The organism is Streptomyces sp. NPDC012474, assembly GCF_042955185.1.
GTDB lineage: Bacteria > Actinomycetota > Actinomycetes > Streptomycetales > Streptomycetaceae > Streptomyces > Streptomyces cahuitamycinicus.
On sequence record NZ_JBIBEP010000014.1, the window covers coordinates 94829 to 118037 of the forward strand.

The 23209-nt window shown below is 71.9% G+C and carries 17 protein-coding genes and 2 pseudogenes; 7 read left to right on the top strand and 12 right to left on the bottom strand.

Annotated elements, in window-relative coordinates:
- Window positions 1-404: 404 nt before the first annotated feature.
- A complete protein-coding gene (locus tag ACFY9S_RS27550; RefSeq protein ID WP_391133038.1) occupies window positions 405-1796 on the bottom strand; it encodes a hypothetical protein in 1392 nt (463 codons plus the stop codon).
- Window positions 1793-3061 (bottom strand): glycosyltransferase, encoded by a 1269-nt coding sequence (locus ACFY9S_RS27555; RefSeq protein WP_391133040.1) that lies wholly within the window; start codon window positions 3059-3061, stop codon window positions 1793-1795. The genes ACFY9S_RS27550 and ACFY9S_RS27555 overlap by 4 nt, the downstream gene beginning before the upstream one ends.
- 558 nt (window positions 3062-3619) lie before the next feature.
- Between ACFY9S_RS27555 and ACFY9S_RS27560 the strand changes: the two genes are divergently transcribed.
- The 3 genes from ACFY9S_RS27560 (at window position 3620) to ACFY9S_RS27570 (ending at window position 8001) form a co-directional block, all read left to right on the top strand.
- Complete coding sequence (locus ACFY9S_RS27560; protein WP_391133043.1) at window positions 3620-7345, top strand: helix-turn-helix domain-containing protein; 3726 nt, start codon at window positions 3620-3622, stop codon at window positions 7343-7345.
- Window positions 7346-7568: 223 nt separating this feature from the next.
- Window positions 7569-7799 (top strand): hypothetical protein, encoded by a 231-nt coding sequence (locus tag ACFY9S_RS27565; RefSeq protein ID WP_391133383.1) that lies wholly within the window; start codon window positions 7569-7571, stop codon window positions 7797-7799.
- A gap of 67 nt (window positions 7800-7866) precedes the next feature.
- Window positions 7867-8001, top strand: a complete 135-nt coding sequence (locus ACFY9S_RS27570; protein ID WP_391133385.1) for a hypothetical protein — start codon at window positions 7867-7869, stop codon at window positions 7999-8001.
- A 135-nt stretch (window positions 8002-8136) separates the two neighbouring features.
- Here the strand turns inward: ACFY9S_RS27570 and ACFY9S_RS27575 are convergent.
- Window positions 8137-8565: pseudogene (locus tag ACFY9S_RS27575) on the bottom strand (carboxylesterase family protein); the annotation flags it as partial.
- Between the two features lie 194 nt (window positions 8566-8759).
- Complete coding sequence (locus ACFY9S_RS27580; RefSeq protein ID WP_391133046.1) at window positions 8760-9371, bottom strand: TetR family transcriptional regulator; 612 nt, start codon at window positions 9369-9371, stop codon at window positions 8760-8762.
- A 113-nt stretch (window positions 9372-9484) separates the two neighbouring features.
- Here ACFY9S_RS27580 and ACFY9S_RS27585 point away from each other — a divergent pair, with 113 nt between their 5' ends.
- Window positions 9485-9910, top strand: coding sequence for a DUF4440 domain-containing protein (locus tag ACFY9S_RS27585; RefSeq protein ID WP_391133049.1), 426 nt, complete (start codon window positions 9485-9487; stop codon window positions 9908-9910).
- Window positions 9911-10247: 337 nt separating this feature from the next.
- Here the strand turns inward: ACFY9S_RS27585 and ACFY9S_RS27590 are convergent.
- Window positions 10248-10477 (bottom strand): annotated as a pseudogene (locus ACFY9S_RS27590) (pirin family protein); the annotation flags it as partial.
- Window positions 10478-11163: 686 nt separating this feature from the next.
- On the opposite strand from ACFY9S_RS27590, the gene ACFY9S_RS27595 reads away from it, so the two are divergent.
- Window positions 11164-12552 carry an MFS transporter gene (locus ACFY9S_RS27595; RefSeq protein WP_391133052.1) on the top strand — a complete coding sequence of 463 codons (1389 nt, stop codon included), beginning with the start codon at window positions 11164-11166 and terminating at the stop codon, window positions 12550-12552.
- Between the two features lie 102 nt (window positions 12553-12654).
- Here the strand turns inward: ACFY9S_RS27595 and ACFY9S_RS27600 are convergent, their stop codons facing one another.
- The 4 genes from ACFY9S_RS27600 to lnt form a co-directional block, all read right to left on the bottom strand.
- On the bottom strand, window positions 12655-14559 hold the full coding sequence (locus ACFY9S_RS27600) for a GAF domain-containing protein (RefSeq protein ID WP_391133055.1): 1905 nt from the start codon (window positions 14557-14559) through the stop codon (window positions 12655-12657).
- Window positions 14560-14634: 75 nt separating this feature from the next.
- Complete coding sequence (locus tag ACFY9S_RS27605; protein WP_391133058.1) at window positions 14635-15435, bottom strand: 3-hydroxybutyrate dehydrogenase; 801 nt, start codon at window positions 15433-15435, stop codon at window positions 14635-14637.
- A 54-nt stretch (window positions 15436-15489) separates the two neighbouring features.
- Entirely contained in the window at window positions 15490-15969 is a 480-nt protein-coding gene (locus ACFY9S_RS27610; RefSeq protein ID WP_391133060.1) for an NUDIX domain-containing protein, read from the bottom strand.
- Between the two features lie 68 nt (window positions 15970-16037).
- Window positions 16038-17654, bottom strand: a complete 1617-nt coding sequence (gene lnt, locus ACFY9S_RS27615; protein ID WP_391133063.1) for an apolipoprotein N-acyltransferase — start codon at window positions 17652-17654, stop codon at window positions 16038-16040.
- 219 nt (window positions 17655-17873) lie between these two features.
- Here lnt and ACFY9S_RS27620 point away from each other — a divergent pair, with 219 nt between their 5' ends.
- Window positions 17874-18941, top strand: a complete 1068-nt coding sequence (locus ACFY9S_RS27620; RefSeq protein ID WP_391133066.1) for an O-antigen ligase family protein — start codon at window positions 17874-17876, stop codon at window positions 18939-18941.
- A gap of 49 nt (window positions 18942-18990) precedes the next feature.
- Here ACFY9S_RS27620 and ACFY9S_RS27625 read toward each other — a convergent pair whose 3' ends face one another.
- On the bottom strand, window positions 18991-19545 hold the full coding sequence (locus ACFY9S_RS27625) for a hypothetical protein (RefSeq protein WP_102913532.1): 555 nt from the start codon (window positions 19543-19545) through the stop codon (window positions 18991-18993).
- Between the two features lie 115 nt (window positions 19546-19660).
- Complete coding sequence (locus ACFY9S_RS27630) at window positions 19661-20446, bottom strand: aspartate/glutamate racemase family protein (protein WP_391133069.1); 786 nt, start codon at window positions 20444-20446, stop codon at window positions 19661-19663.
- 39 nt (window positions 20447-20485) lie between these two features.
- On the opposite strand from ACFY9S_RS27630, the gene ACFY9S_RS27635 reads away from it, so the two are divergent.
- Entirely contained in the window at window positions 20486-21676 is a 1191-nt protein-coding gene (locus tag ACFY9S_RS27635) for a glycosyltransferase (protein ID WP_391133072.1), read from the top strand.
- A 16-nt stretch (window positions 21677-21692) separates the two neighbouring features.
- On the opposite strand, the gene ACFY9S_RS27640 is transcribed toward ACFY9S_RS27635, so the two are convergent.
- The gene (locus tag ACFY9S_RS27640) at window positions 21693-22985 is read right to left on the bottom strand and encodes a TerD family protein (protein ID WP_391133075.1); all 1293 of its coding nucleotides are present in this window, start codon (window positions 22983-22985) and stop codon (window positions 21693-21695) included.
- Window positions 22986-23209: the final 224 nt, after the last annotated feature.

Sequence of the window (23209 nt, forward strand, 5' to 3'; positions counted from 1 at the left end):
GGCGGTGCGACGGGTCGCGGAGCTCGCCGCGCGGCTCGACACCTTCGAGCGACATCTGGCGGGCGACACTCCGGTGCAGGACGCCGTCGGCTTACGGCGGCTGCCCGGCAACCTGCTCGACGCCCCGCCCCCTCTTCGCGTCGGGCCGAAGCCCTCACAGTTCGTCCCAGTGGGCGCTGAGAGGAATCAGCCGGCCAAGGACACGGCCGGGGCGGCGGCAGGATCTTCAGCAGTCACGCGCGGGACTCATGCTCCGGCAGGACTTTCATGCCGTACGGCGCGGGGCATGCGCCGGGCTCTGCACTGTTCGGGCCCGGACGCGAAGGCACCTCGGGAGCCGTCAGCGCCAAAGTGGACATCGGGGCCCTTACCGCCCTACCGGCCCTGAGCCGCACAGCCGGCCGTCATGGACGCACGACGACGGTCCATCCGGGGTTGTAGGTGTCCGGCACCGGAGAACGTGGCCAGTCGCGCGCCCAGTGCGGTGGCTTCCGCTCGCGCAGGACCAGCGCGCTGGGGTGCGCAGGGGGATCCGTCTCCGTGACCGAGCAGCCCGCGGTGTGGGCGATGGGAATCGTCGAACGGTTCCCCGCGAGGACACACGGCGGGTGCACCCCGTGCTCACGCAGCACGGAGGCGATCCGGTCCCAGTCTCCGCGGGCCCGCTGCTGGATGCCCGCATGAGTGTGGACGAGCCCGGCCTGGATGCCCCAGTGACCGAGGAGTGCCAGGGCGAGCACCGCGGCTGTCGGCAGCGAACGGCGGGTGCGGGCCCGGTGGACGACGGCGAGGAGCCCGACAGCGGCAGGGAGCGCCAGCAGGGCGTAGGCCGGCAGCAGGAACCGCGGCGCGGCGTAGGGGACGAGGAAGAGATACGGCGCCGCCGTGGCCCCGGCCACCGCCACGGACAGCCACAGCGGCGCAGCGGACCGGCGCGCCCGGCGCTCCGCCCACAGTCCCAGGCCGACCAGCAGCGGCAGCAGCACCCACCACTCCGTCACGGGCAGCCGTACGGCGTCGCCCGTACAGGGACGGCACAGCAGGGGACCGTCCAGCGCGGTGAGATGGGCGCGCAAGGAGAAGACGGCCCGCAGACCGCCCTGGACCTGGTCGGCCTCCGCGAGCCGGTTCCGCACCCCGCCGAACCGCGCCTCGGCCTCGACGACCCAGGGCAGCGCACCCGCCACGAGTCCTGCCACCACGGCCGACAGACGCCCCCAAAGGCGGCCGCGCAGTGCGGGCATCAGCACGGCGGCCAGGAGCAGCGGCGCGGCGACGGCCACACCGTCGTTGGGCCGCATCAGGGTCACCACCGCCAGGCCTGCCGCGACACCCGCGTACCGGGGACGCGGCGCGAGGAAACAGGCCACCGCGGCGGTGGCACCCATCGCGGTGTAGTGGTTCGGCATCGCCGAACCGGCGTAGAACAGAGTGATCCACAGGCTGCCGTACAGCCCGGCCGCCACCCACACCGCCGCCGGTCGGTGCACGATGCGCAGCCAGGGCCGGAACCCCAGCCACAGCGCACCGCCGGCCAGCAGGAGCAGCCACACCCTGAGCAGCACCGTCGAGTCGCTCCAAGAGGCGATCGGAGCAAGCAGCAGGGGAACCCCACGGGTACGCGGCGCGCTGAAGGGGGTCGCGGGACCGTACGGTCCGAAGCGGCTGGCGTACACGAGCTCGTCCCAGCCGAGCGGCAGGGTGAGCGGTACGAGGACGGCCGAGACCAGACAGAACCCGGCGACCACGATCCACAGCATCCGCTGTGCCGAGGCCGCTGTGCGATCCGCGTTCATCCGACCCAGCCCAGCTTGCGCCGCCCGCGGCGCACCACTGCGCGGGCGAGGATGCCTGCCGTGGCGGCGAGCACGGCGGCACGGTCGGCCAGGCCCGGCGGTTCAGGAGTGGACCACCCGGCCCGCTCCTCCACCAGGGCATTGAACAGCCGCTCGTAGCGGTCGGCGACACCATCCGGGGTGAATCGTTTCTCCGCACTGGCCCGAGCGGCTCTGCCCATCTCCGCACGCCGTCCGTCGTCCCGCATCAGTGCCAGCAGCGCGTCGGCCACGCCCCGGGTGCTGTCGCGCGGGACGAGACAGCCGTCCACGCCGTGGCGGATGATCTCGCCGGGGCCGTGCGGGCAGTCGGTGCTCACCACGGGCAGGCCGCAGCGCATCGCCTCCACGATCGTCATCCCGAACGACTCGTGCGCGGAGGTCACCGCGGCGATGGAGCCCTTGACCCACTCGGCCTCGATGGGAGTGGCCGAACCCATCAGGAAGACCCGGTCACTCAGGCCGTGATGGGCTATCCGGTCGGCTATCCGGGCGCGCTCCGCGCCGTCCCCGTAGATGCGCAGGGACCAGTCGGGGCAGACCGCACCTGCCAGGGCGAACGCGTCGACCAGCATCTCGTACCGCTTGACGCGGGCCAGCCGTCCCGCCGCGACGACGACCTTGGCCGCCGCGTCGGCAGGCGGCACCGAGGGTTCGGGGACGCTGTTGGGGATGGCCAGCACCCGGGTGTGCGACAGCCGCATGCCGCGCCGGTGGTCGCGCGCGTCGGCCTCGGTCATGGTGATCAGCGCGTCGAGACCGCCGTACCAGCGCTGGAGTTCCGTCCGCAGGCGGTGCGGGTGGTTGTCATGGGTGAGGTGCTCCTGGCCGACGCGTACGGCATGTCGTGGCCCGAACCGCGCCAGCAGCGCGTTGAGCCCGGCCCTGGTGCCCACGATGACGTCGGCGTCCGTCTCCCGCAGCCAGTCGATGACCCGCTGCTCGGCGAGCCGGTGGTACTGGTGGGAGCGGCTGTCCCCCTTCGGGAAGATCTCCCCGGCCCGCTGGGCGAGGGGGTCCGCCGCGTCCTCGGATCCCTTGCGCCGGTCCACCAGGGCCCGCAGCGATACCCTCGGCGACCGCCCCAGTTGTGGCTTCTCGCGGTGCCGGAAGACCGACACGAGTTCCACCTGGTGTCTCCCGGCGAGCGATTCGGCGAGTGTCATGGTCGTCCGTACGGTGCCGCCCATCGCGTAGGCGTTGTGCAGCAGGAAGGCGATGCGCACGTGCGGCGTCCCCCCGGTTTCGGTTGATATGGCTGGTCGGTGCCACTGTGTTCACCTTCGGCGAGGCGACCGCACCCGTGCTTTCCGGTGCGCTCCTGGCCGCACTCACCCCCGCCCGCACAGGGCCGCCGGCGTTCCTGCAGGTGCGGTGTCGCGGCGATGGCGCCGACTGTCGAGGCGCTTCCGATCCGAGGATCGTCATCGCTTCGGGGGAGGACATGCGCTCTTCCTGGGGTGGCTCAGTGTGCCGGGATCCTCCGGCCTTGCTGCGCCGACACTGGCAACCGGAAAGTTGTTTGGCACCTCCCTTTTGCCAGGTCAGACAATCCCGTGGGCGGTGTACGTCGGCTTCGGGACCCGACCCGGGTGGTGACAGGAGATGCTGTCCGCCGCTTCGTCTGCGATCACACAGTGCGGAAGCCGGAGCCGTTGATTGTTGCCGCCTCCGCGAGCCCACTGGCAAACATCACAGTCGGAAAGAGTTCCCCTCCGAGGGGGACGAAAAGTACCTTGGGCCGCTGATCAGCATGTTTCCTTGTATGTGAAAGAGGCTTCGCCATGGGGCGCCCCGAACTACCGGTCGACCCGGCGGCCGGTCCCGTGCAGCGACTCGCCCACGATCTTCGGGAGCTGCGCCGCTCGGCGGGTGGCGTGTCGTACCGGGCCATGGCGAAGAAGGCCGGCTTCTCAGTGACGACCCTGGCGAAAGCGGCGAGCGGCGAGCGGCTGCCGTCGTTGGGCGTGCTCCAGGCGTACGTCCAGGCATGCGGCGCCGACCCCGCTCCGTGGGAGGCACGGTGGGCGGAGGCCGAGGCGCTGGCCGGGGAGGAGAGGCAGGAGGATGCCGACGCCGCACCGCCCTACCGTGGCCTCACGCGCTTCGAGCCGGACGACCGTGAGCTGTTCTTCGGCCGGGACCGGCTGATCGACGAGCTGAGCGAGCTGTGGTGCGGGTCCGCGTTCGCCGTGGTGTTCGGGGCGTCCGGCAGCGGCAAGTCCTCCCTGCTGAGGGCCGGTCTGATTCCCCTGTTGCGGGAGAAGATCGCGCAGCAGGGGCATACGGCGGTGCTTCGGATCCTCACTCCGGGAGCCCGGCCCGCCACCACCTACGCACACCTGCTGACACCGACGGCCGACGATCCGGAGAGCTGGGTGGTGGTGGATCAGTTCGAGGAGGTCTTCACCCTCTGCCGCGAACGCGCCGAGCGGGACCGCTTCCTCGACCTTCTGCTCGCCGCGCGCGACCCGGGAAGCCGACTGCGCGTGCTCATCGCCGTACGGTCCGACTTCTATGCGCGGTGCGCCGAGCACACACGACTGGCGGAGGCACTCCACGGGAGCGGACTCCTGGTCGGGCCCATGAACGCGGACGAGCTGCGCGAGGCGGTGGTCGGTCCCGCGCAGGCGGCCGGACTCATCGTGGAGCGGACACTGACCGCACGGATCGTCGAGGACGTGCTCGACGAGCCGGGCGGACTGCCGATGCTGTCCCACGCCCTGTTGGAGACCTGGCGGCGGCGCAAGGGACGGATGCTGACCCTGGCCGCGTACGAAGCGGCCGGCGGAGTGCGCGGCGCGATCGCGGCCAGCGCCGAGGAGGCGTACGGGGAACTCTCACCTGCGCAGGCGCACGCTGCCCGGCACCTGCTCCTGCGGATGGTCGAGCCCGGCCAGGGCAACGCCGACACCCGCCGCCCGCTCAGCTGGGAGGAAATGGCCGGGTGGGAGGACCCCGCAGTGCGAGCCGTCGCCGGGCGGCTGACCCGGGCCCGGCTGCTGACCACCGACGACGACGGAGTGCAGCTCGCCCACGAGTCACTCATCACCTCCTGGCCGCGGCTGCGCGAGTGGATCGACGCGGACCGGGAGCGGCTGCGCCACCACCGGCAGCTGACCGACGCCGCCCGCACGTGGCTGGAGCACGACCGCGACCCGGGCACGCTCTACCGGGGCACCCGCCTGGCGCGGGCCGAGGAACTGTTCGCGGGCGACGACCGCGGCTACGACGGTCTGACGTCCGAGGAGACGGCCTTCCTGGTCACCGCGGCGGAGCAGCGTGCGACGGAGGAGCGTGCCGCCACCCGGGCCCGGCGCCGGAGCCGCACCCTCACGGCCTCGCTCTGCGCCGTGCTGGCGGTGGCCCTGGTCGTCGGCCTGACCGCCGTGCGACTGCGCCAGGACAGCGAGAAGCAGACCACCGACACGGCGGCCCGCCGGGTGGCCGCGGTCGCCGAGGCGCTGCGCACCACCGACCCGCGCACCGCGATGCTCCTCGGCGTCGCCGCATGGCGCACCTCTCCGCTACCGGAGTCCCGCCGAGCCCTGCTGGGCGCGCTGGCCCAGCCCGAACTGGACAACTTCACCGACCCGGCGCCCGGTGACGAACCGGCGCGGTTCCTGGACGTCTCCGGGCGTACTCTGCTCAGCACCAGCGACAACACCACCTGGCGGATGTGGGATGTAGACACCCACCGCCGTATCGCCTCAGGGCCGGTACCTCACGGGTCGATACTCGCCGCGGGTCTGGGCGGCCGGGTGCTCGTCATCCAGACCGCTGACAGGACCCAGCGGCTGTGGGACACGCGAACGAGGCGCTGGATCGGGGATCCCCTGCCGTTCGGGGACACCGTGACCTTCGGGGCAAGTGGCCGCAATTACCTGGTGAGGAGCCCGGACGACGACCGGGCTGGGCTTTACTCGGTCACCGACGGCCATCTGGTCTTCCGGACCCCGTCGGCCGGCCGGGGGGAGCACACCCACGCGGCGGCCGACGACCGGCTGCTGGCCGTCTGTCCGCGCGGCTTGGCCCCGCAGGTCTGGGACACCTCCGCGCGCAGCGTCCGCTCCGGCGCCTGGACGAGCGCTCGCGGCGTCTGTGGTGACGACGTCTTCCTGGGCCTCACCGGCGGCCGGGTCCTCGCTCTCGCCGGGGACCGGGTGCGTGTATGGGACACCACGTCGGGACGAGAGCTCGCCGACGTCGCCCACCAGGGTGCCGATGCCGCCGTCGTGAGCGCGGACGGCTCGTTTCTGGCGACCGGCGGCGGCCAGGAGATCAGGGTGTGGCGTCTGCCCGGCGGCGGCGCCCCCGTTTTCCGGCACTCCTTGAACAACGAGACGCTCTCCGGTCTCGCCTGGGACTCCTCGCGGCCCCTGTTGCGGTATCTCGAAGGGGGCACGGTCCACACCCTCGACCTCACCGCGACGCTCACCCGCGCCTGGCGCACGAGTCCGCTCACCGGGGTCCGGCTCAGCCCCGACGGCAGGACGCTCGCCACCGCCGAACGTATCGGTGACCGCTACGTCTTCCGGTTGCGGAGCACACGCGACGGCCGTCTGCTGCGAACCCTGCCGGACCCACCACACCCCGCCTTCCGCACCGGCAAACCGACGGGCCCCGCGGACGCCATCGAGCCCTTGCTGTCCTTCAGCCCCGACGGCGGCATGTTCGCGTACGGAGTCTCCGCCACCGGCTGGGACCCGGTGCCTCAGCGTCTGACGGTGTGGGACGTGGCCGCCGGACGGGCGAAGACCACGGTGGACCTGGCGAGGCCGTCCGCGATGCCGCCGGACGCGATCGCCCTGGGACCGGGCGGTCGTACGCTCCTCACCGCACGTCTGACCGACGACGGCTTCGCCAACGAGACATGGGACACCACGCAGCGGCGGAGGACGGCGCTCCTCCCCGGCCCTGCCGGCCGGCATCTGGCCGTCAGCCGGGACGGCGGGCTCCTCGTGACCGACAACCGCGTCGTCCGAACGGGCCGATCCCACGCCCATGACCTCGTCCAGCACGACGACATCGCAGCCATCGCCTTCGCTCCCGACGGCTCCGGCCTGGCGGCCGGCGACGGGACGGGGCGGGTGGCCATCTGGGACGGCGACCTCCGCCACCGAGCGGGCATCCTGAGGAACGTCTTTCCGGGCCCCGTCGATCCGTCCTCCGACTCAGCCGAGTCGATCACGGCTCTCGCCTTCAGTCCGGACGGCAGCACGCTCGCCGTGGGCGGCGACGAGGGCACCGTCCAACTCTGGGACATCGCAACCCAGCAACCTCTCGGTCCTTCTCTGCCCACCTCCGGTGAGAGCGTCGACACGCTCGCCTTCAGCCCGGACAGCACCATGCTGTACGCCGGCGGCGAGCACGTCCCGCTCCAGCGGTACGTCGTGGATCCTGACCGAGCGGTGTCCCTTGTCTGCTCCCGTGCCGGGAACGCGGAGCTGACCCGGGCGCAGTGGCGCTCTTACATTCCCGACCGGCCGTACCGGCGGGTCTGCCCCTGACCGTCTCCCTGGGTCATGAAAGCGGCCGGGTCAGCATTGCCGCGATCTGCACTCCCGTGGACCTTTGCCCGGGTCGTACCAGAAGTAGCGGCCGTGCTGGCGCTTGCCGGATCTCCGGCCTGCGCCTTTCGCGCACACGTCGTACTCCGGCTGCTGTGCGAGGGCCGTCTCCCCTCCCCTGACTCGTACTCCGCCAGGCGCGGCCGAGATCACCGTGACCGACGTGCACGAGGCTCCGCTGGCCTCCGCCAAGCAGGTGGGAGCCACGTCGACCGTGCGGTTCGGCTCCGGCGCCGAAGGCGGACTGGAGGAACTCGCCGCGGACCTCGCCATCGAGTCCTCGGGCAACCCGGCCCGACTGCGCACGTGCGTGTACGGAGTCGACCGCGGCGGGCTCGTGGGGGGCCTCGGCCTGCTGCCCCCGGCGACACGCCGGTGGCCGCGAACGCCCTGATCACACGGGAGCTGCGACTCGTCGGTTCCTTCCGCTTCGACGACGAACTCGACGAGGTCTGCGGGCTTTGGCCGACGGCCGCCTCCCCGTCGAGCCGGTGGTCACGTCCGTACTCCCGGTGGCGGATGCCCTGGAGGGGTTCGAACTCGCGGCCGACCCCGCCCGCTCGTGCAAGGTCCTGCTCGACTTCGGCGGGGCCTGAGGCGACGCCAGGGCCGTTCCCCGCTGCCCGCCCCACCCCCACTACCGAACGGAGTCGATCATGTCCGCCGCCCCGGCCGCGCGCGGCAGGCGCGGCCATGAGCAGGGCGGTGGAGGCGGCATCGGCGGACTGGCCGAAGACGGTCACGTTGGCGGGGTCGCCGCCGAAGGCGGCGATGTTGTCCCGGTCCCATTCCAGGGCGGCGATCTGATCGCGCAGCCCGCGGTTGTCCGCGACCCCGGGCAGGTATCCGAAGCCCTCGAAACCGACGCGGTAGTTGAAGGTGACCACCACGGTTCCGGAGTCGGCCAGGGTGGAGGCGTCGTACTGCGGCATGTTGGAGGAGCCGTGCTTCCACAGGCCGCCGTAGATCCACACCATGACCGGCAGGCCCACCGCGCCCACGTCTGGGCTCCATACGTTCAACGTCAGGCAGTCCAGCCCGGCACCGGGCCGCCACGCCGGTGGAGCGGTGGGTGCCGGTGCCAGTTGCGGCGGGGCCGCGCCGAACCCGACGCAGTCGCGGACCCCATCCCACGGCGCGGCCGGTTCCGGGGGCCGCAAGGCAGCATCCCCTCAGGGGCTGCTGCGTAGGGCACTCTTTTAAACGCCGTAATGCTGCCCGTACCAAGCCCGCGGACCCGGCCCGTCGTCGTGCTCACGATCATCTCGACCACCCGGCGGGGACGGTCGGGTCACACTGGGTCGCCAAGGTGGGCTCCTGGGGTGTCGGGTACGGGCACAGGCGTGCAGAGACGTTATGACGGAGCGTTGCCGTCCGAGTCTGCCTGGTGCACGGGTGCGATCCCAGCGTGCACCAGGCGCAGGAACAACGCTTTCCGCTGCTGCAGCGACTGCGGGGCCGCACTCGTCTTCCTCAGCCCGTCCGCGACTGCGAGGAGGAGAAGTGCGATGTCCTCGGCAGTCGCGTCGGAGGTCGAAAACTGCACTTCTCCCGCTGCCGCCGCGGTCTGCAGTGCGCCGGCGAGCCGGGTGACCAGAGCCGCATGGGCCTCGCTGACGATGTCCCCGGCGACGTCGAGACTCGCACCGAGGACCTCCCCGCCGTGCACGCTCGACGAGATCTCCGCCAGGAGTCCTCCAAAGTAGGCGGTCATCGCGGCATCGACTCGGGGCAGCACGTCGCCCTGCTGGGCGAGAGCAGTGTCCACCTCGCCGAGCGCCCGGGAGTGCGCCCGGCGGGACCCTGCGCGGAAGAGATCTTCTTTGCTGGGGAAATGCAGGTACAGAGCGGCCCGGGACATCCCGGCGGCGCGGGCGATGTCCTGCATCGTGGTCTTGCCGTAGCCGTACTGGCAGAAAGCCGTCAGCGCGGCATCGAGGATGTGTTCCGTTCGGTCGTCTGCCATGCTCTAATGCTGACGTAATGGACTCTCATCGTCAATGAGTCCAAACTTGCTGGTCATCTAGGGTGCTCCACACCCAATGCTTGGCTTCTCGACCCATCAGGAGTGAATCCCCCATGGCGCAGACGACAGCCGTCCCGGCCGACGGTGCGATCGCCGAGCAGATCCGTCACGTCGAGCGGGCGAGACTCCGAGCGCTCGTCGCGGGCGACATCAGTACCGCTTCCGAGCTGCACGCACCCGACTTCCAGCTCGTCACCCCCGCCGGCCACGTGCTCTCCAAAGACGCATACCTCCAGGCGATCGCATCCGGAGACATCAACTACGTGGAATGGGAACCCGGCCCCATCGACGTCCGCATTCACGGGAACGCCGCCGTCATCCGCTACCAGGCCACCCTGGAGGTCATCTTCAAGCACCGCCCGGTACCCCGCGCGAGCTACTGGCACACCGACACCTATGAGAACGCAGACGGCCAGTGGCAGGCAGTCTGGTCCCAGGCAACCGCGATCGAGCAGATCACGCAGCGCCCCCTCCCGTAGCGGCCCGGACCTGAGAACGCCGTAGCTCCCCGGGGCATGGGCGTGTCCGCGGACGCTTGCCGCACGCTTTGCTCACCTCGGCGACATTCCGGCCCAAGGCGGGCCGCTGGCTCGGTCCACTGACAGGCCCTCGCGCCGAGGCGTCAGCAAAGTCAGCATTAGGTCAGCAAGAGTCCTGCCAAAGCCACCGAAAGACAGCCACACTGTGGAATCGCCAACCGCACCGGCCTGAGCCAGCCGGCTGTTTGGACGCCTTCCGGCAGGCAGGTGGAAGACAGTGAGAGTTACCCGACCGCCTTCCACCCGGCGGACACGAACGTTGACGCGTTCCCGCAGGTCAGCGCACCCTTCCCCGCGGCTTCAACGGCACCTGGTGCAGTTCCGGTGCGGGCAGCGGATCCCCGTCGTACCCTTCACCTCCCCGAACCGTGTCCCTTCCATCCAGTCCCGACGCGCCTGTACGATCTCTTCCTGAGATCGCCCGATCCAGTTCCAGAACAAGTGGAACAGGCCTACACAGCCGGGCGGGTCACCGAGCAGGGCCATCTCTGAGTCCAGTACGGCGCGTGGGCGGGTGAGGGCCGGCGGGTCGAAGACAGCGCGTCGAGCCGGTAGTCCTCGGTGCACCAGGGTGCGGCGCTGCTTGGCGAGCAATCGGCTTCCCAGGCTCTCGGCCGGTTCACCGGATCCGTCCCCCATCCACAAGCACACTCACGGCAAGCATCCGACGGTCACGGCACCAGAGGTATCGCCGGCTCCGGCATGCGCGGCCGGGGTGTCGCACCACGCAACCGCGCAGACGATGTTCGCTCGCGGGCGCCGCACCATGCACAGGCCCACCATTCCGTTCACCTCAGACCTGATCCCAACGCCCCCATGCCTCAGCTTCATGCAGGACCAAGCAACGGCTGCTGCCCGATCGGCGCCAGATGACCGAGTTCAACGCAGCGTAGTCAGCACCAAGTCAGCACGGGAGAGGTGAGAACGGGTGATGACATGGGCTTTTAGTCAGCACCAAACCAGCACGGGAGTCAGCACGCCACCTCCAAATCATGCCCGCACAGCGCAACTCGGACAGTGCTCTCGCGGGCGCGATCGGGGCTCTCGCAGAGCCTCCGGCGACGCCCCCATAGTGGCCGCACGCACCTCCACACCCAGAACTATGGTGTCCCACCACATACGCCACTGACCTGCGGATTCCTACGGTATGGCGACACACAACCGTCCCCGCCAACCGCCAGGAAGTGGTGCCGATGACCTCCCCCGCGACCGCTCCCCCACCCCCCGCCAGCCTCAAACGCATCGTCGCCGCCAGTCTCATCGGCACCACCATCGAGTGGTACGACTTCTTCCTCTACGGCTCCGCCGCCGCCCTCGTGTTCAACAAGCTGTTCTTCCCGGACTCCGACCCGCTCGTGGGCACCCTGCTGTCGTTCCTGACGTACGCCGTCGGGTTCGCCGCCCGGCCGCTGGGCGCGCTGGTGTTCGGGCATTACGGTGACCGGCTCGGGCGCAAGAAGCTGCTGGTGCTGAGTCTGCTGCTGATGGGCGGGGCCACCTTCGCCATCGGGCTGCTGCCGACGCACGCCACCATAGGGTCGGCCGCGCCGGTGCTGCTCACCGTGCTCCGGCTGGTCCAGGGCTTCGCGCTCGGCGGGGAATGGGGCGGTGCCGTGCTGCTGGTGTCGGAGCACGGGGACGCGCGGCGGCGTGGGTTCTGGGCATCGTGGCCGCAGACCGGCGCGCCGGCGGGGCAGCTCCTGGCCACCGGTGTGCTGTCGCTGCTCACGGCCCTGCTGTCGGACGCCGCGTTCGGCAGCTGGGGCTGGCGGGTGCCGTTCCTGCTCTCCGGTGTGCTGGTCGTCGTCGGTATGTGGATTCGTCTGTCTGTCGATGAATCGCCGGTCTTCAAGCAGGCGTTGGCACAGGCCGAGGCCCGCAAGGCGGACGTGGCCGCGGAGGCCGAGAAGGCGCCGATCGTCTCCGTGCTGCGCCACCACTGGCGTGACGTGCTGGTCGCCATGGGCGCGCGCATGGCGGAGAACATCAGCTACTACGTCATCACCGCGTTCATCCTCGTGTACGCCACCACCTCGGCCGGTGTCTCCAAGCAGACCGCGCTCAACGCGGTGCTGATCGCCTCGGCCGTGCACTTCGCCGTCATCCCCGGGTGGGGCGCGCTGTCCGACCGGATCGGCCGCCGGCCCGTGTATCTGATGGGTGCGGTCGGTGTCGGGTTGTGGATGTTCCCGTTCTTCGCGCTGATCGACACCGGCGGCTTCGGCAACCTGATCCTCGCCGTGACCGTCGGGCTGGTCCTGCACGGGGCGATGTACGCGCCCCAGGCCGCGTTCTTCTCCGAGATGTTCGCGACGCGCATGCGCTACTCCGGTGCGTCGATCGGTGCGCAGTTCGCCTCGGTGGCGGCGGGTGCGCCGGCGCCGCTGATCGCCACCGCGCTGCTGGCCGACTACGGCAGCTCCACGCCGATCGCCCTGTACGTCATCGCCGCCGCCGTGCTCACGGTCGTCGCGGTGGCGGCGGCCAAGGAAACGCGCCACCGGGATCTGGCCGACGTGGTCCCGCCCTCCGGTCAGGGAGCGGACCGGGCGGCCGCCGCCCCGGAGGACGCCCGCGCCTGACGCGCCGGGGGCCCGTGCCGTCCTGCCCTCGTACGTTGCGCGTACGGGGGTCGGCGGCGAACGTTCTCCGTGCGGGGGTCGGCGAACGTTCCGCGTATGAGGTCAGCGTCGTTCTCGTGCCGACAACCGGTGCAGGCGCAGGGCGAGTTGAATCTCCAGAGCCCGCGCAGGGCTCTGCCAGTCGTCGCCGAGGAGGCGGCCGACGCGTTCCAGGCGCTGGGCGACGGTGTTCACATGCACGTGCAGTTCGTCCTTGGTGCGGGCGGGGCTCATGCCGCAGGCGAAGTAGGCGTCGAGGGTGCCCAGCAGATCCGTGCCACGTCGGCGGTCGTAGGCGACGACCTCGCCGATGGTGCGGTCGACGAAGCCCGGGATGTCCCGGTCGCCGGCCAGGAGCAGCCCCAGGAACCCGAAGTCCTCGGCGGCGGCTCCGTCACCGAAGCGGCCGAGGACGCGTAGGGCTTCGAGGCAGCGGCGGGCCTCCCCGTAGGCCGTGGCCACGGTCTCGGGGCGGGTGGCGAGGTCCTCGGCGGGTGCGGAAGCGCCGACGGTGACCGGTGCGTGGACCGCCGTGCCCAGGTGGCGGGCGGCACGGCGGGCCGCGTCGGTGGCGGTGTCGCCGGGGCCGAGGGGCAGCAGCAGGACGGTGCCGCCGTCGCGGGCGGCGGCCAGGCCGTGCCCGGTCGCGGCCAGGTGGGACGCCGCCGCTGCCAGGCGTCTGCGGGCGTCCGCCTCCTGGTCGGCGTCGGCCGCGCCGCCCTCCAGTCGCGCGGCCAGCACCACGTGGAGCGCGTCGAGGTCGGCGTGGAGCCGGATCGCGCGCTCGCGCAGCAGGCGCGGGTCGCGGTCACGGGCGTCCAGCAGGTCGTCCAGCAGCTCACCGCGCACGCGCTGTTCGGCCTCGGCGGCCGATCTGCGGGCCAGGAGCAGCAAGGAGGTGACCATCGCGGCACGCTCCAGGGTGCGCTGGTCGACCGGGTCGAGCCCCGGGTGGCCCCGCAGCACGAGCGCTCCGAGCAGTTCGCCCCCGGCGGCGACGGCGGCGATCCAGTCGTCCTCGTGCAGCACCGCGTGCCCCTGCGCGCCGGACTTCTCCAGGGCCCCGGCAGGTGCGGCGGCGGCCTCGGCGAACTCGACCGTGCCGTCGAGGATCTCGGATACGGCGGCGGCCACGTCGTGCACCCCGCCGCCGCGCAGGACGAGTTCGGCGAGCCGGTCGTGCACGTCGGAGGCGCGCTCGATGACGCCGCTGCGGTCCCGGATGATCTCGTTCGCACGCTCCAGGCCGGCCAGGGCCGACCTGGTCTCGGCGAGGAGGTTGGCGGTGTCGATGGCGGCCGCGGCGAGGGCGGCGAAGGAGCCGAGCAGGGCGATCTGCTCCCGCTCGAAGACCCGGGCGCGGCGGTCCGCGGCGAACAGCACGCCGATGACGTGGTGCCCGAGCGTCAGCGGCACGCCGAGGATGGCCACCAGCCCCTCGTCGCGCACGCCCGCGTCGATGGCGAGGGTGTGCTGGAAACGGTCGTCCTTGAAGTAGTCGTCGGTGACATAGGGGCGCGCGGTCTGTGCGACCAGTCCTCCGAGCCCCTCCCCCATGCCGAGCCGCAGCTGCTGGAACCGGGCCGCGACCGAGCCCTCGGTGACCCGCATGTAGGTGTCGCCGCGCTCGGTGTCGTTCAGGCTGAGGTAGGCGACGTCCGTGCCCAGCAGCGAGCGGGCGCGCTGCACGATCGCCTGGAGCACGGCGTCGAGGTCGCGCAGCCCGGCGAGGTCGTGGGCGGTCGCGAACAGTGCGGACAGCTCGGCCTCGCGGCGGCGGCGTCCCTCCAGCTCTGCGCGTACGCGCAGGGCGAGCGGCCGGGCCTGCCGGAGCGCGGCGATCCACTCCGCCGGGCGCCCTTCGGCACGCGCGAGCAGCTCCGGCTGCTCGTAGGCATCGGCCGACGCTCCCCGGGCCAGGAGCTCGAGGAACGGCGTTTCGGCGGACTGCGCGTGATCGCTGGACATGCTCTCAGGATTCACCATGACCGGCCCGTCCCGTCAGCCCTGTGGACAACTCCCCCGGCCGCCGGGGCCGACTACTCAGTGGGCGGTCCAGCCACCGTCGAGCACGAGCGAAGCACCGGTCACGAAGGACGCCTGCGGACCGCACAGATACGCCACCGCCTCGGCGACCTCCCCCGGTTCGATCAGCCGCTTGACGGCGCTGTCCTGCAGCAGCACCTCGGACAGGACGCGCTCCTCGGGGATGCCGTGTGCCTGCGCCTGGTCGGCCAGTTGCTTCTCGACCAGTGGGGTGCGCACATAGGCGGGGTTCACACAGTTCGAGGTGACACCGTGGGGCGCGCCTTCGAGGGCGGTGGTCTTGGACAGTCCCTCCAGACCGTGTTTGGCGGCCACATAGGCCGACTTGTAGGCCGATGCGCGCAGTCCGTGGACGGACGACACGTTCACGACGCGGCCCCATCCCTGCGCGTACATGTGGGGCAGGGCCCCGCGGATGAGCCGGAACGGCGCCTCCAGCATCACGGTGAGCACCGTGTGGAACACCTCCGGCGGGAACTCCTCGATGGGGCACACAAGTTGGAGCCCGGCGTTGTTGACGAGGACATCGGTGCCCGCGGCGGCGAGTTCGGCGGCGTCCAGGTCGGTGAGGTCGAGGACGTGCGGCTCCACCGTGCCGGCGAGGCCGTGCCCCTGGCCGGCCAGTTCCTCCAGGCCCGCGGCGTCCCGGTCGACCGCTCTCACCTTGGCCCCGGCGGCCGCGAGCCGCAGCACGCAGGCACGGCCGATGCCGCCGGCGGCGCCGGTGACGAGCGCGGTGCGGCCGCCCAGGTCGAGCGGGGAGGCGTGGGAGGCCAGGGGGGCACGGGACACGGTCATGGTTCGACCCTAGGCAGCGCCCAGGCCTCACCCCATGTGGTCACAACCCATAGTTCAGCCGAAGGCAGTGGGGTCGAACCATGTGGGGGCGTCCGACAGTGCCTGCTTGATCCGGAGCAGACCCAACTCGTTCAGCTCGGGCAGAGCGTCGACGTCGAACCAGGCCACGTCCAGCGACTCGTCGTCGTTGACCCGAGCCTCACCGCCGACGGCCCGGCAGCGGAAGGTGATGTCCATGTACTGGCAGGTGTCACCGTTCTCGTACGTGACGGGCTCCAGTGCCTGGACGAGAACGACCCGTTCGGCGACGCAGCGCACGCCCGTCTCCTCGTGAACCTCCCGCACCGCGCAGGCCGCCGGCTGCTCCCCCGGGTCGGGGATGCCGCCGAGCACGGACCACCTGCGGGTGTCGGCCCGCCGGTTGAGCAGCACTCTGCCCTCGTCGTCGAAGACGAGGGCGGTGACGCCGGGGAGCCAGAGCAGCTGATGACCGGCCGAGTTACGGAGTGTGCTGATGAAGTCGGGAGTAGCCATGCCGTCGACCCTAATGGGCCCCTTCCGCTGCCCCGGCGCGATTCAGGCGGTGTGCGACCCGCGTACGGCTACACGTCCCCGGCGCGTCGTTTGCGCAGTCCGGCGCCGACGGCCCAGCCGAGTCCGCCGGCCGCGACCACCACGAGCGCGACCTCCGGCAGGACGCCGAGCCGGGTGGCGGGGGTCTGCGAGGACCGCAGCGGCACCTTCTGCACCAGTGAGTCGGCCACGAACATGCCGGTCTTCTGGGTGATCCGGCCGTCCGGCATGATGATCGCGCTGACACCGCTGGTCACCGGCACGGTCACGGTCCGGCTGTGCTCCACCGCTCGTACGCGGGACATGGCGAGCTGCTGGTAGGTCATCTCGCTGCGGTCGAAGGTGGCGTTGTTGCTGGGCACGGAGATCATCTGGGCGCCGTCGGTGACCTCGGAGCGCACGGCCCAGTCGAAGGCGGCCTCATAGCAGGTGACGAGGCCGACCTTGGCGCCGTCCATGGTGAACACGCCCGGCTTGGTGCCCCGGCTGAAGTCCTGGCGGACCATGGCCGTCCAGTTCGGGTTGATCGCGCCGATGAGCGAGCGCAGCGGCAGGTACTCGCCGAACGGCTGGATCTGGCGCTTGTCGTAGGTGTCGACGGGGCCCTTCGCCGGGTCCCACAGGATCTGCTCGTTGTACAGCTTGCCGTCGCGCTCGACGACACCGCCGACCGAGATGGGCACCCCGATGGACTTGGCCGCCGTGTCGATGACGGCGCGGGCGTCGGGGTTGGCGAAGGGATCGATGTCGGAGGAGTTCTCCGGCCACAGCACGAAGTCGGGCCGCGCGACCTTGCCCGCCTTGACCTCGGCGGCCAGGCGTTCCGTCTCGCGCACGTGGTGGTCGAGCACGGCTCGCCGCTGGGAGTTGAAGTCGAGGCCGGCGCGGGGCACGTTGCCCTGGATCACCGCAACGGTGGCGCTGCCGTCCTCTGCCGTGTCGCTGACCAGGGGCCGGGCGGCGACGGCGCCCGCGACCGGGACGGCCAGGCTCAGCAGACCCAGGGCCGCGGCGGAGCGCCGTACCTCACCGGTCCGCCGCCACTGCCGGGCCAGCCGGACGACCTCGTACAGTCCGAAGCCGCACAGCACCACCGCGAAGCCGAGCACCGGGGTGCCGCCCACCGCGGCGAGCGGCAGGAACACACCGTCCGCCTGACCGAAGGCGACCTTCCCCCAGGGGAAGCCGTTGAAGGGCGCACGCGCGCGTGCCGCCTCGCCGGCGATCCACACGGCGGCCGCCCACACCGGCCAGCCGGGCAGCTTCGACACGGTCGCGACGCCGGCGCCGACGAGGGCGACGAAGAGCGCCTCGATCGCCACCAGGGCGAGCCAGGGGCCCGGCCCCACCTCCACTCCCGTCCACACCAGCAGCGGCAGCAGGAAGCCGAGGCCGAAGAGGTAGCCGAGGCCCAGTGCGGCCTTCCAGCCGCGCCCGCGCAGCACCCAGCCGAAGACGGCGAAGGCCGGCAGCGCCAGCCACCACAGCGTGCGGGGCGGGAAGGAGACGTAGAGGAGCAGGCCGGAGAGCGCGGCTGCGGCGGCCGGAACGAGACGCACGAGCCGCCGGGCCCAGGTCCACGCCCCGGGCGCGATCCGCGGCTCCAGCTGGTCCGACTCGCCGACGGAGGTTGCGGTGACGGTCACTCCCGGAGTCTAAGGCGCGTGACCTCGGGGCCGACAGCGCGGTACGCGGGGTGGACGGGCTCCCTGTTCATTTCGTCACGACACATCCCCAAACCGCCGACCAGCCGTTACCGTGTGCCAAGCCTCAGTCGTGCGGCCGGTGGCGGCCTGTGCGGCCGGGGTCTTCACAAGTCGGGGGCGAAGGTGCGCCGGGGGGCGGGCGGGGTGGGTTCCAGTGGGGTGACGTCCGCGTCCGGGCCGGACGCGGACGGCGAGAGACGAATCGTTTCTGACGCGGCGGGTGTCGTGGTGCTGGGCACCTGCGCCGCTTGGTCCCTGATCACGGCGGCCGTGCACGACGGCAGGCCCGAGGGGGTTCTCCTGGCGGTACTGGCCGTGGCCGCGGGATACGCGGCCGGGCGGATCAGCGGGGCGCTGCTGCCGGTCGGCGCGCCCTTCGCCGGGGCACTGGCCGGCATCGCGCTGACGGTGGCCGTTCCGCACCTCGCTCCGGGACCGCAGATCGCCGCGCCCCTCGGGCATGCCGGGGCCACGGCCGCCGTCCTGACGCTGTCGGCCGGTGCCGTTTGCTGTGCGGCCTGGTCCACGCCGGTTCCGGCCGTTCGGTTCACCCTGCGCCTGCTGGCCGCGGGTACCGCGGTGCTGGCGGCCGTGCTCGGCTCGACCACCGGACTCGTGACGTGTGCGGCGGTGCTGGTGTGCTCTCTGGCCGCCGGCCGCACCCGTCACCGCGGCGCCGGGATGGCCGTACTGGCCGCGGTCGCCGCCGTGGTGACCGGCCTGGTCTGGGCGGTCGCCGCGCAGGCCGGATCGGGCGGGTTCCTGGCCGCTCTGGAGGGGCGGCTGACGCCGCACCGGGTGCGGCTGTGGCAGGACGCATGGCAGCTGCTGGGCGAGGACGCCGCCCTGGGGGCCGGGCCGGGACGTTTCGGGGAGCTGAGCACGACGTCCGCCCAGTCTCTGCTCTCCGACGGCAAGCCGCACTCGGCGCCCCTGCAGCAGGCGGCCGAACAGGGGATCGTCGGCGTGGCCCTGCTCGCGGCGGCGTTCGGCTGGGTCCTGTACGCGCTGTGGCGCGGCCCGCGCCCGACCCCGGTGGCGCTCACCGCCGGCGCGGCCCTGACGGCGCTCGCCGCCATCGCCGCGATCGGCAACGCGCTGAGCTTCACGGCGGTGGCGGTGGGAGCGGGCCTGCTGGCGGGCATGGCCACGGCGCGCCCCTTCGAACCGTCGAGCCCTACGCCGCACGCGCAGGCACGTGGAGCGGGGCACACTCCCGCGTGGTGACAGCCGGTGATCACGGGTCGATCACGCACGGTGGCGAGCGACGGGCGGCTCAGTGCGCGGGAGCACCCGGCTTGGTGGGCCGCAGTCGTGCCTCGATGACCCGGACGGCCGCCTCCGCGTCGTCCACGGTGATCGTGAAGGTGTGCCCGTCCCACAACTCCAGCTCGACGCCCTCGCCGCGTCGTACGACCACCGCGGTGCCCTTCTCGGGCCGCCATCGGTATCCCCAGCCGCCCCAGTGACGAGGGGTGACGTGGGAGATGTACGTGGCGCCGGCCACCTGGGAGAGCGGGATGCGGCGGCGGGGAATGCCGATGTGGCCGCAGCGCACCTCCAGGTTCTCCTCGTCGACCCGCAGGGCGACGTGCACGAAGGCGAGTGTTCCGAAGAGGACAAGCAGCCCGGCGGCGATGCACCCGACTACGGCCATGACCAGTGGGGCGATGCCGGACTTCCATGCCGAGCCGACGGCCAGCTCGATGCCGAGCGCCATGCAGGCGGCACCCACGAGCGCCAGCAGCCACTGCACCCGGTTGGTGGCACGGCCGGTCCAGACCTCCGGGTGCGGGTGGCGGGCGTTCTCGCCGTGGCGGTGGTCCCTCATGTCTTTGAGGGTACTCAGATTTCGCTCCGCAGGTACCTCGTGGCGGAGTGTGACTGCGCCGGCCGGGCGCCGGGGCCGGTACGGCTCGCCGATGACGGCCGGTGACGGGTTCCGGTCAGCGGGCGGGCGTGACCGCCTGCATCAGGCGTCCTTCGGCATACGCCAGGGCGGGGGCGGGCAGCGTGCCCTCGCGCCCGCTGAGCAGCACGGTGAGCGTGCCGTGCGGTGTGGCTCCCGGCGCGGGCTGCTCGCCGAGCCGGCGCAGTGCCTGGGCGGCCACGGCTCCCGCGGAGCCATGCAGCACGAGAGGCGGGCGGCCGGGACGCTGGACGGCGGTCCGGATGCGTTCGGCGACCAGTTCGTAGTGGGTGCAGCCGAGGACGACGGTGGTCACGTCGTCCGGGGTGAGGGCGGCGGCCGCGGACACGGCCGCGTCGATCGCCGCCTCGTCCGCGCGCTCCACGGCCTCGGCGAGGCCCCAGCACGGCACCTCGGTGACGGGCACGCCCCCGGCGAAGTCCCGAATCAAGGCCTGCTGGTAGGGACTGCCGGTGGTGGCCGGGGTGGCCCAGATCGCGAGATGCCCGCCGCCGGCCGATGCCGGCTTGATCGCCGGGACGGTGCCGATGACCGGAAGTTCCGGTTCGAGGTGGGCGCGCAGGGCGGTGAGCGCGTGCACGGTCGCGGTGTTGCAGCCGACGATCAGGGCGTCGGGGCGGCGCGCGGCGGCGGCCTCGGCGACGGCCAGGGCGCGCCGGGTGAGGTCCTGCGGGGTGCGCGGGCCCCACGGCATGCCGTCGGGGTCCAGGGAGAGCACGAGATCGGCGTCGGGGCGCAGCCGCCGTACCGCGGCGGTGGCCGCCAGCAGACCGATTCCGGAGTCCATGAGCGCGATCTTCACCCGATCACGATAGACGATGAGCCGTCTCGGGCAGGCCGGGTGGGGCAGACTGCGCGCGTGAGTGCCCTTGTGTGGACTGCCGCTGGATCACTGCTCGCCTGGCTGTGGCTGCTGCTCTGCCAGGGCTTCTTCTGGCGCACCGACGTGCGGCTGCCGTCACGCGCGGAGCCGGACGGGTGGCCGTCCGTGTGCGTCGTCGTCCCGGCCCGCGACGAGGCGGCCGTGCTTCCGGCGGCGCTTCCTGCACTGCTCGCCCAGGACTATCCGGGGCGGGCGGAGATCTTCCTCGTCGACGACGGCAGTTCGGACGGTACCGGTGATCTGGCACGCGAGCTGGCTCGCCGGCACGGCGGGCTGCCGCTGACCGTGGGTTCGCCGGGTGAGCCGCCGGCGGGCTGGACCGGGAAGCTGTGGGCGGTGCGCCACGGCCTCGGCCTGGCACGCGCGCGTGAGCCCGAGTACTTCCTCCTGACGGACGCCGACATCGCACATGCGCCGGACAGTCTGCGCGAGCTGGTGTCGGCGGCGCGATCCGGTGGGTTCGACGTCGTCTCGCAGATGGCCCGGCTGCGGGTGGAGAGCGTCTGGGAACGGCTCGTGGTGCCGGCGTTCGTCTATTTCTTCGCGCAGCTCTACCCCTTCCGCCGGATCGCCGGCAAGGGCCGGACGGCGGCCGCGGCCGGGGGCTGTGTCCTGCTGCGGGCGGAGACCGCCGAGCGGGCGCGGATCCCGGACGCGATCCGGCACGCCGTGATCGACGACGTGGCGCTCGCCCGGGCCGTGAAGGGCGGCGGCGGACGCGTCTGGCTGGGGCTCGCCGAGCGGGTGGACAGTGTGCGGCCGTATCCGCGGCTGCGTGACCTGTGGCGGATGGTGTCGCGCAGCGCGTACGCCCAGTTGCGGCACCATCCGCTGCTGCTGGCCGGGACGGTCGCCGGGCTGGCGCTGGTGTACCTGGTCCCGCCCGTGGCGGCCCTGGCCGGTCTCGCCGCCGGCCGTGCGCCGGCGGCGGCCCTGGGCGGTCTCGCGTGGCTCGTCATGGCGGGGACGTACGTGCCGATGCTCCGCTACTACCGGCAGCCGCTGTGGCTCGCCCCCCTGCTGCCGTTCACCGCGTTCCTGTACCTCCTCATGACCGTCGATTCCGCGGTGCAGCACTACCGGGGGCGGGGTGCGGCCTGGAAGGGCCGCACCTACACGCGCCCGGACGCCCTGCCCGACGAGGGCTGACGGCCACCGGGGGCGGTCACTTGCGGCCGGGGGTCCAGTTCATGCCCCACCCGTAGGCGTGGTCGACGGTCCGCTGCGGGCTCACCCCGCGGTCGGGCACCAGGTAGCGGGCCTCCCGCTGGACGATCAGGTCGCCGCCGGTGTTGGTGATCAGGGCGAGCGCGCACACGAGCGAGGGGACGGTGCACTCGTCGAGGGAGAAGTCGATCGCCGCCCCGTGCTGCGGCTGGAGCGTGACCGACGCGTGCAGATCGGCGAAGGAGCGGGCGCCTTCGTAGATGGTGACGAAGACGAGGATGCGCCGGAAGGAGTTCTTGTGGTCGAGGTTGACGGTGAGGTTCTCCCCCGTCGACACGGCGCCGGTGCGGTCGTCGCCGTCGAGGTGGATGTACGGGGGCTGGTGCAGCGCCCCGAAGCTGTTGCCGAGCGCCTGTACGACGCCCTTGCTGCCGTCGCTGAGTTCGTACAGGGCGCACAGGTCGAGGTCGAGGTCGGAGTGCATCGCGGCCGGACGGCCGAACTTGCCGCTCCACCCCGAGAACTGCTTGCGCACCTCCCAGTTGAGGTTCACGTGCAGCGCGCCGGAGGTGCCGCCCTGCTTGGTCAGCGAGACGGAGGGGGCCGCCTTGGTGAGCGTCACCTTGGTGAGGCGGACGGGCGCGGGCGGCGCGGCGGGCGGCGGCGGAGCGGCGGGCTGTGGCACGGGCGGGGGTGTGTACGCGGGGGGCACGGCGGGTGGTGTGGCCCTGGGAGGCGCCGGGGCGACGGCCGGTGCCGGTGCCGCCTGCTGCGGCTCGTCCACGGTGATGCCGTAGTCCGTGGCCAGCCCTTCGAGGCCGCTGCTGTAGCCCTGACCGACGGCGCGGAACTTCCAGGCGCCCTGGCGGCGGTAGAACTCGCCCAGCACGAAAGCGGTTTCGGTGGTGGCTCCTGGGTTGTCGAAGCGGGCCACCGGCGTGCCCTGGGCCGCGTCCTGGACCTCGATGTACAGGTCGGGAACGTGTCCGAACGTGCCGCCGTCGGCGGAGGCGACGAGGACGACCGTCTCGATCGCGGGCTCCACGCGCGCGAGGTCGACGAGGAGCGCGTCGGTCACCCGGCCGCCGGTGGTGCGCTTTCCCTCGTGCCGGATCGCGCCGGAGGAGTGCGCGGGCTGGTTGTAGAAGACGAAGTCCGCGTCCGAACGGACCTTTCCGCTTACCAGCAGCAAAGCGGAGGCGTCGGCGTCGGGCACACCCGCTCCGGCCCGCCACCCCAATTCCACCCGCAAGGCCGCGGTGGGCACCGGAGTATTTGAACCTTTCAGCATTTGCATGTCCGCCCCCATTGCTTGTCACCGCGCCGGGCACGCCCCGGCGGTCCGTCGAGTTCCGTGCGCACAACCTAATTCCTCGCCGCGGCGAAGTCCCCAAGCCCGACCGACCGGAGGACGGCGGCCAACCTCTGGTAACCCGCCCGGAACTCGGCCTTTACACGATCAGGTCTCCGTTCGGCGCCCCATTTTGCCGAGTTCGCTCGCATTGGGGATCCCGC

What these genes read in the sequence shown, in the direction of transcription:
- ACFY9S_RS27605 (WP_391133058.1), bottom strand. Translation starts at nt 15,435, where the DNA reads ATGACCGTGTCCCGTGCCCCCCTGGCCTCCCACGCCTCCCCGCTCGAC.
- ACFY9S_RS27610 (WP_391133060.1), bottom strand. Translation starts at nt 15,969, where the DNA reads ATGGCTACTCCCGACTTCATCAGCACACTCCGTAACTCGGCCGGTCAT.
- ACFY9S_RS27640 (WP_391133075.1), bottom strand. Translation starts at nt 22,985, where the DNA reads ATGCTGAAAGGTTCAAATACTCCGGTGCCCACCGCGGCCTTGCGGGTG.
- ACFY9S_RS27585 (WP_391133049.1), top strand. Translation starts at nt 9,485, where the DNA reads ATGGCGCAGACGACAGCCGTCCCGGCCGACGGTGCGATCGCCGAGCAG.
- ACFY9S_RS27560 (WP_391133043.1), top strand. Translation starts at nt 3,620, where the DNA reads ATGGGGCGCCCCGAACTACCGGTCGACCCGGCGGCCGGTCCCGTGCAG.
- ACFY9S_RS27600 (WP_391133055.1), bottom strand. Translation starts at nt 14,559, where the DNA reads ATGTCCAGCGATCACGCGCAGTCCGCCGAAACGCCGTTCCTCGAGCTC.
- ACFY9S_RS27580 (WP_391133046.1), bottom strand. Translation starts at nt 9,371, where the DNA reads ATGGCAGACGACCGAACGGAACACATCCTCGATGCCGCGCTGACGGCT.
- ACFY9S_RS27625 (WP_102913532.1), bottom strand. Translation starts at nt 19,545, where the DNA reads ATGAGGGACCACCGCCACGGCGAGAACGCCCGCCACCCGCACCCGGAG.
- ACFY9S_RS27550 (WP_391133038.1), bottom strand. Translation starts at nt 1,796, where the DNA reads ATGAACGCGGATCGCACAGCGGCCTCGGCACAGCGGATGCTGTGGATC.
- ACFY9S_RS27595 (WP_391133052.1), top strand. Translation starts at nt 11,164, where the DNA reads ATGACCTCCCCCGCGACCGCTCCCCCACCCCCCGCCAGCCTCAAACGC.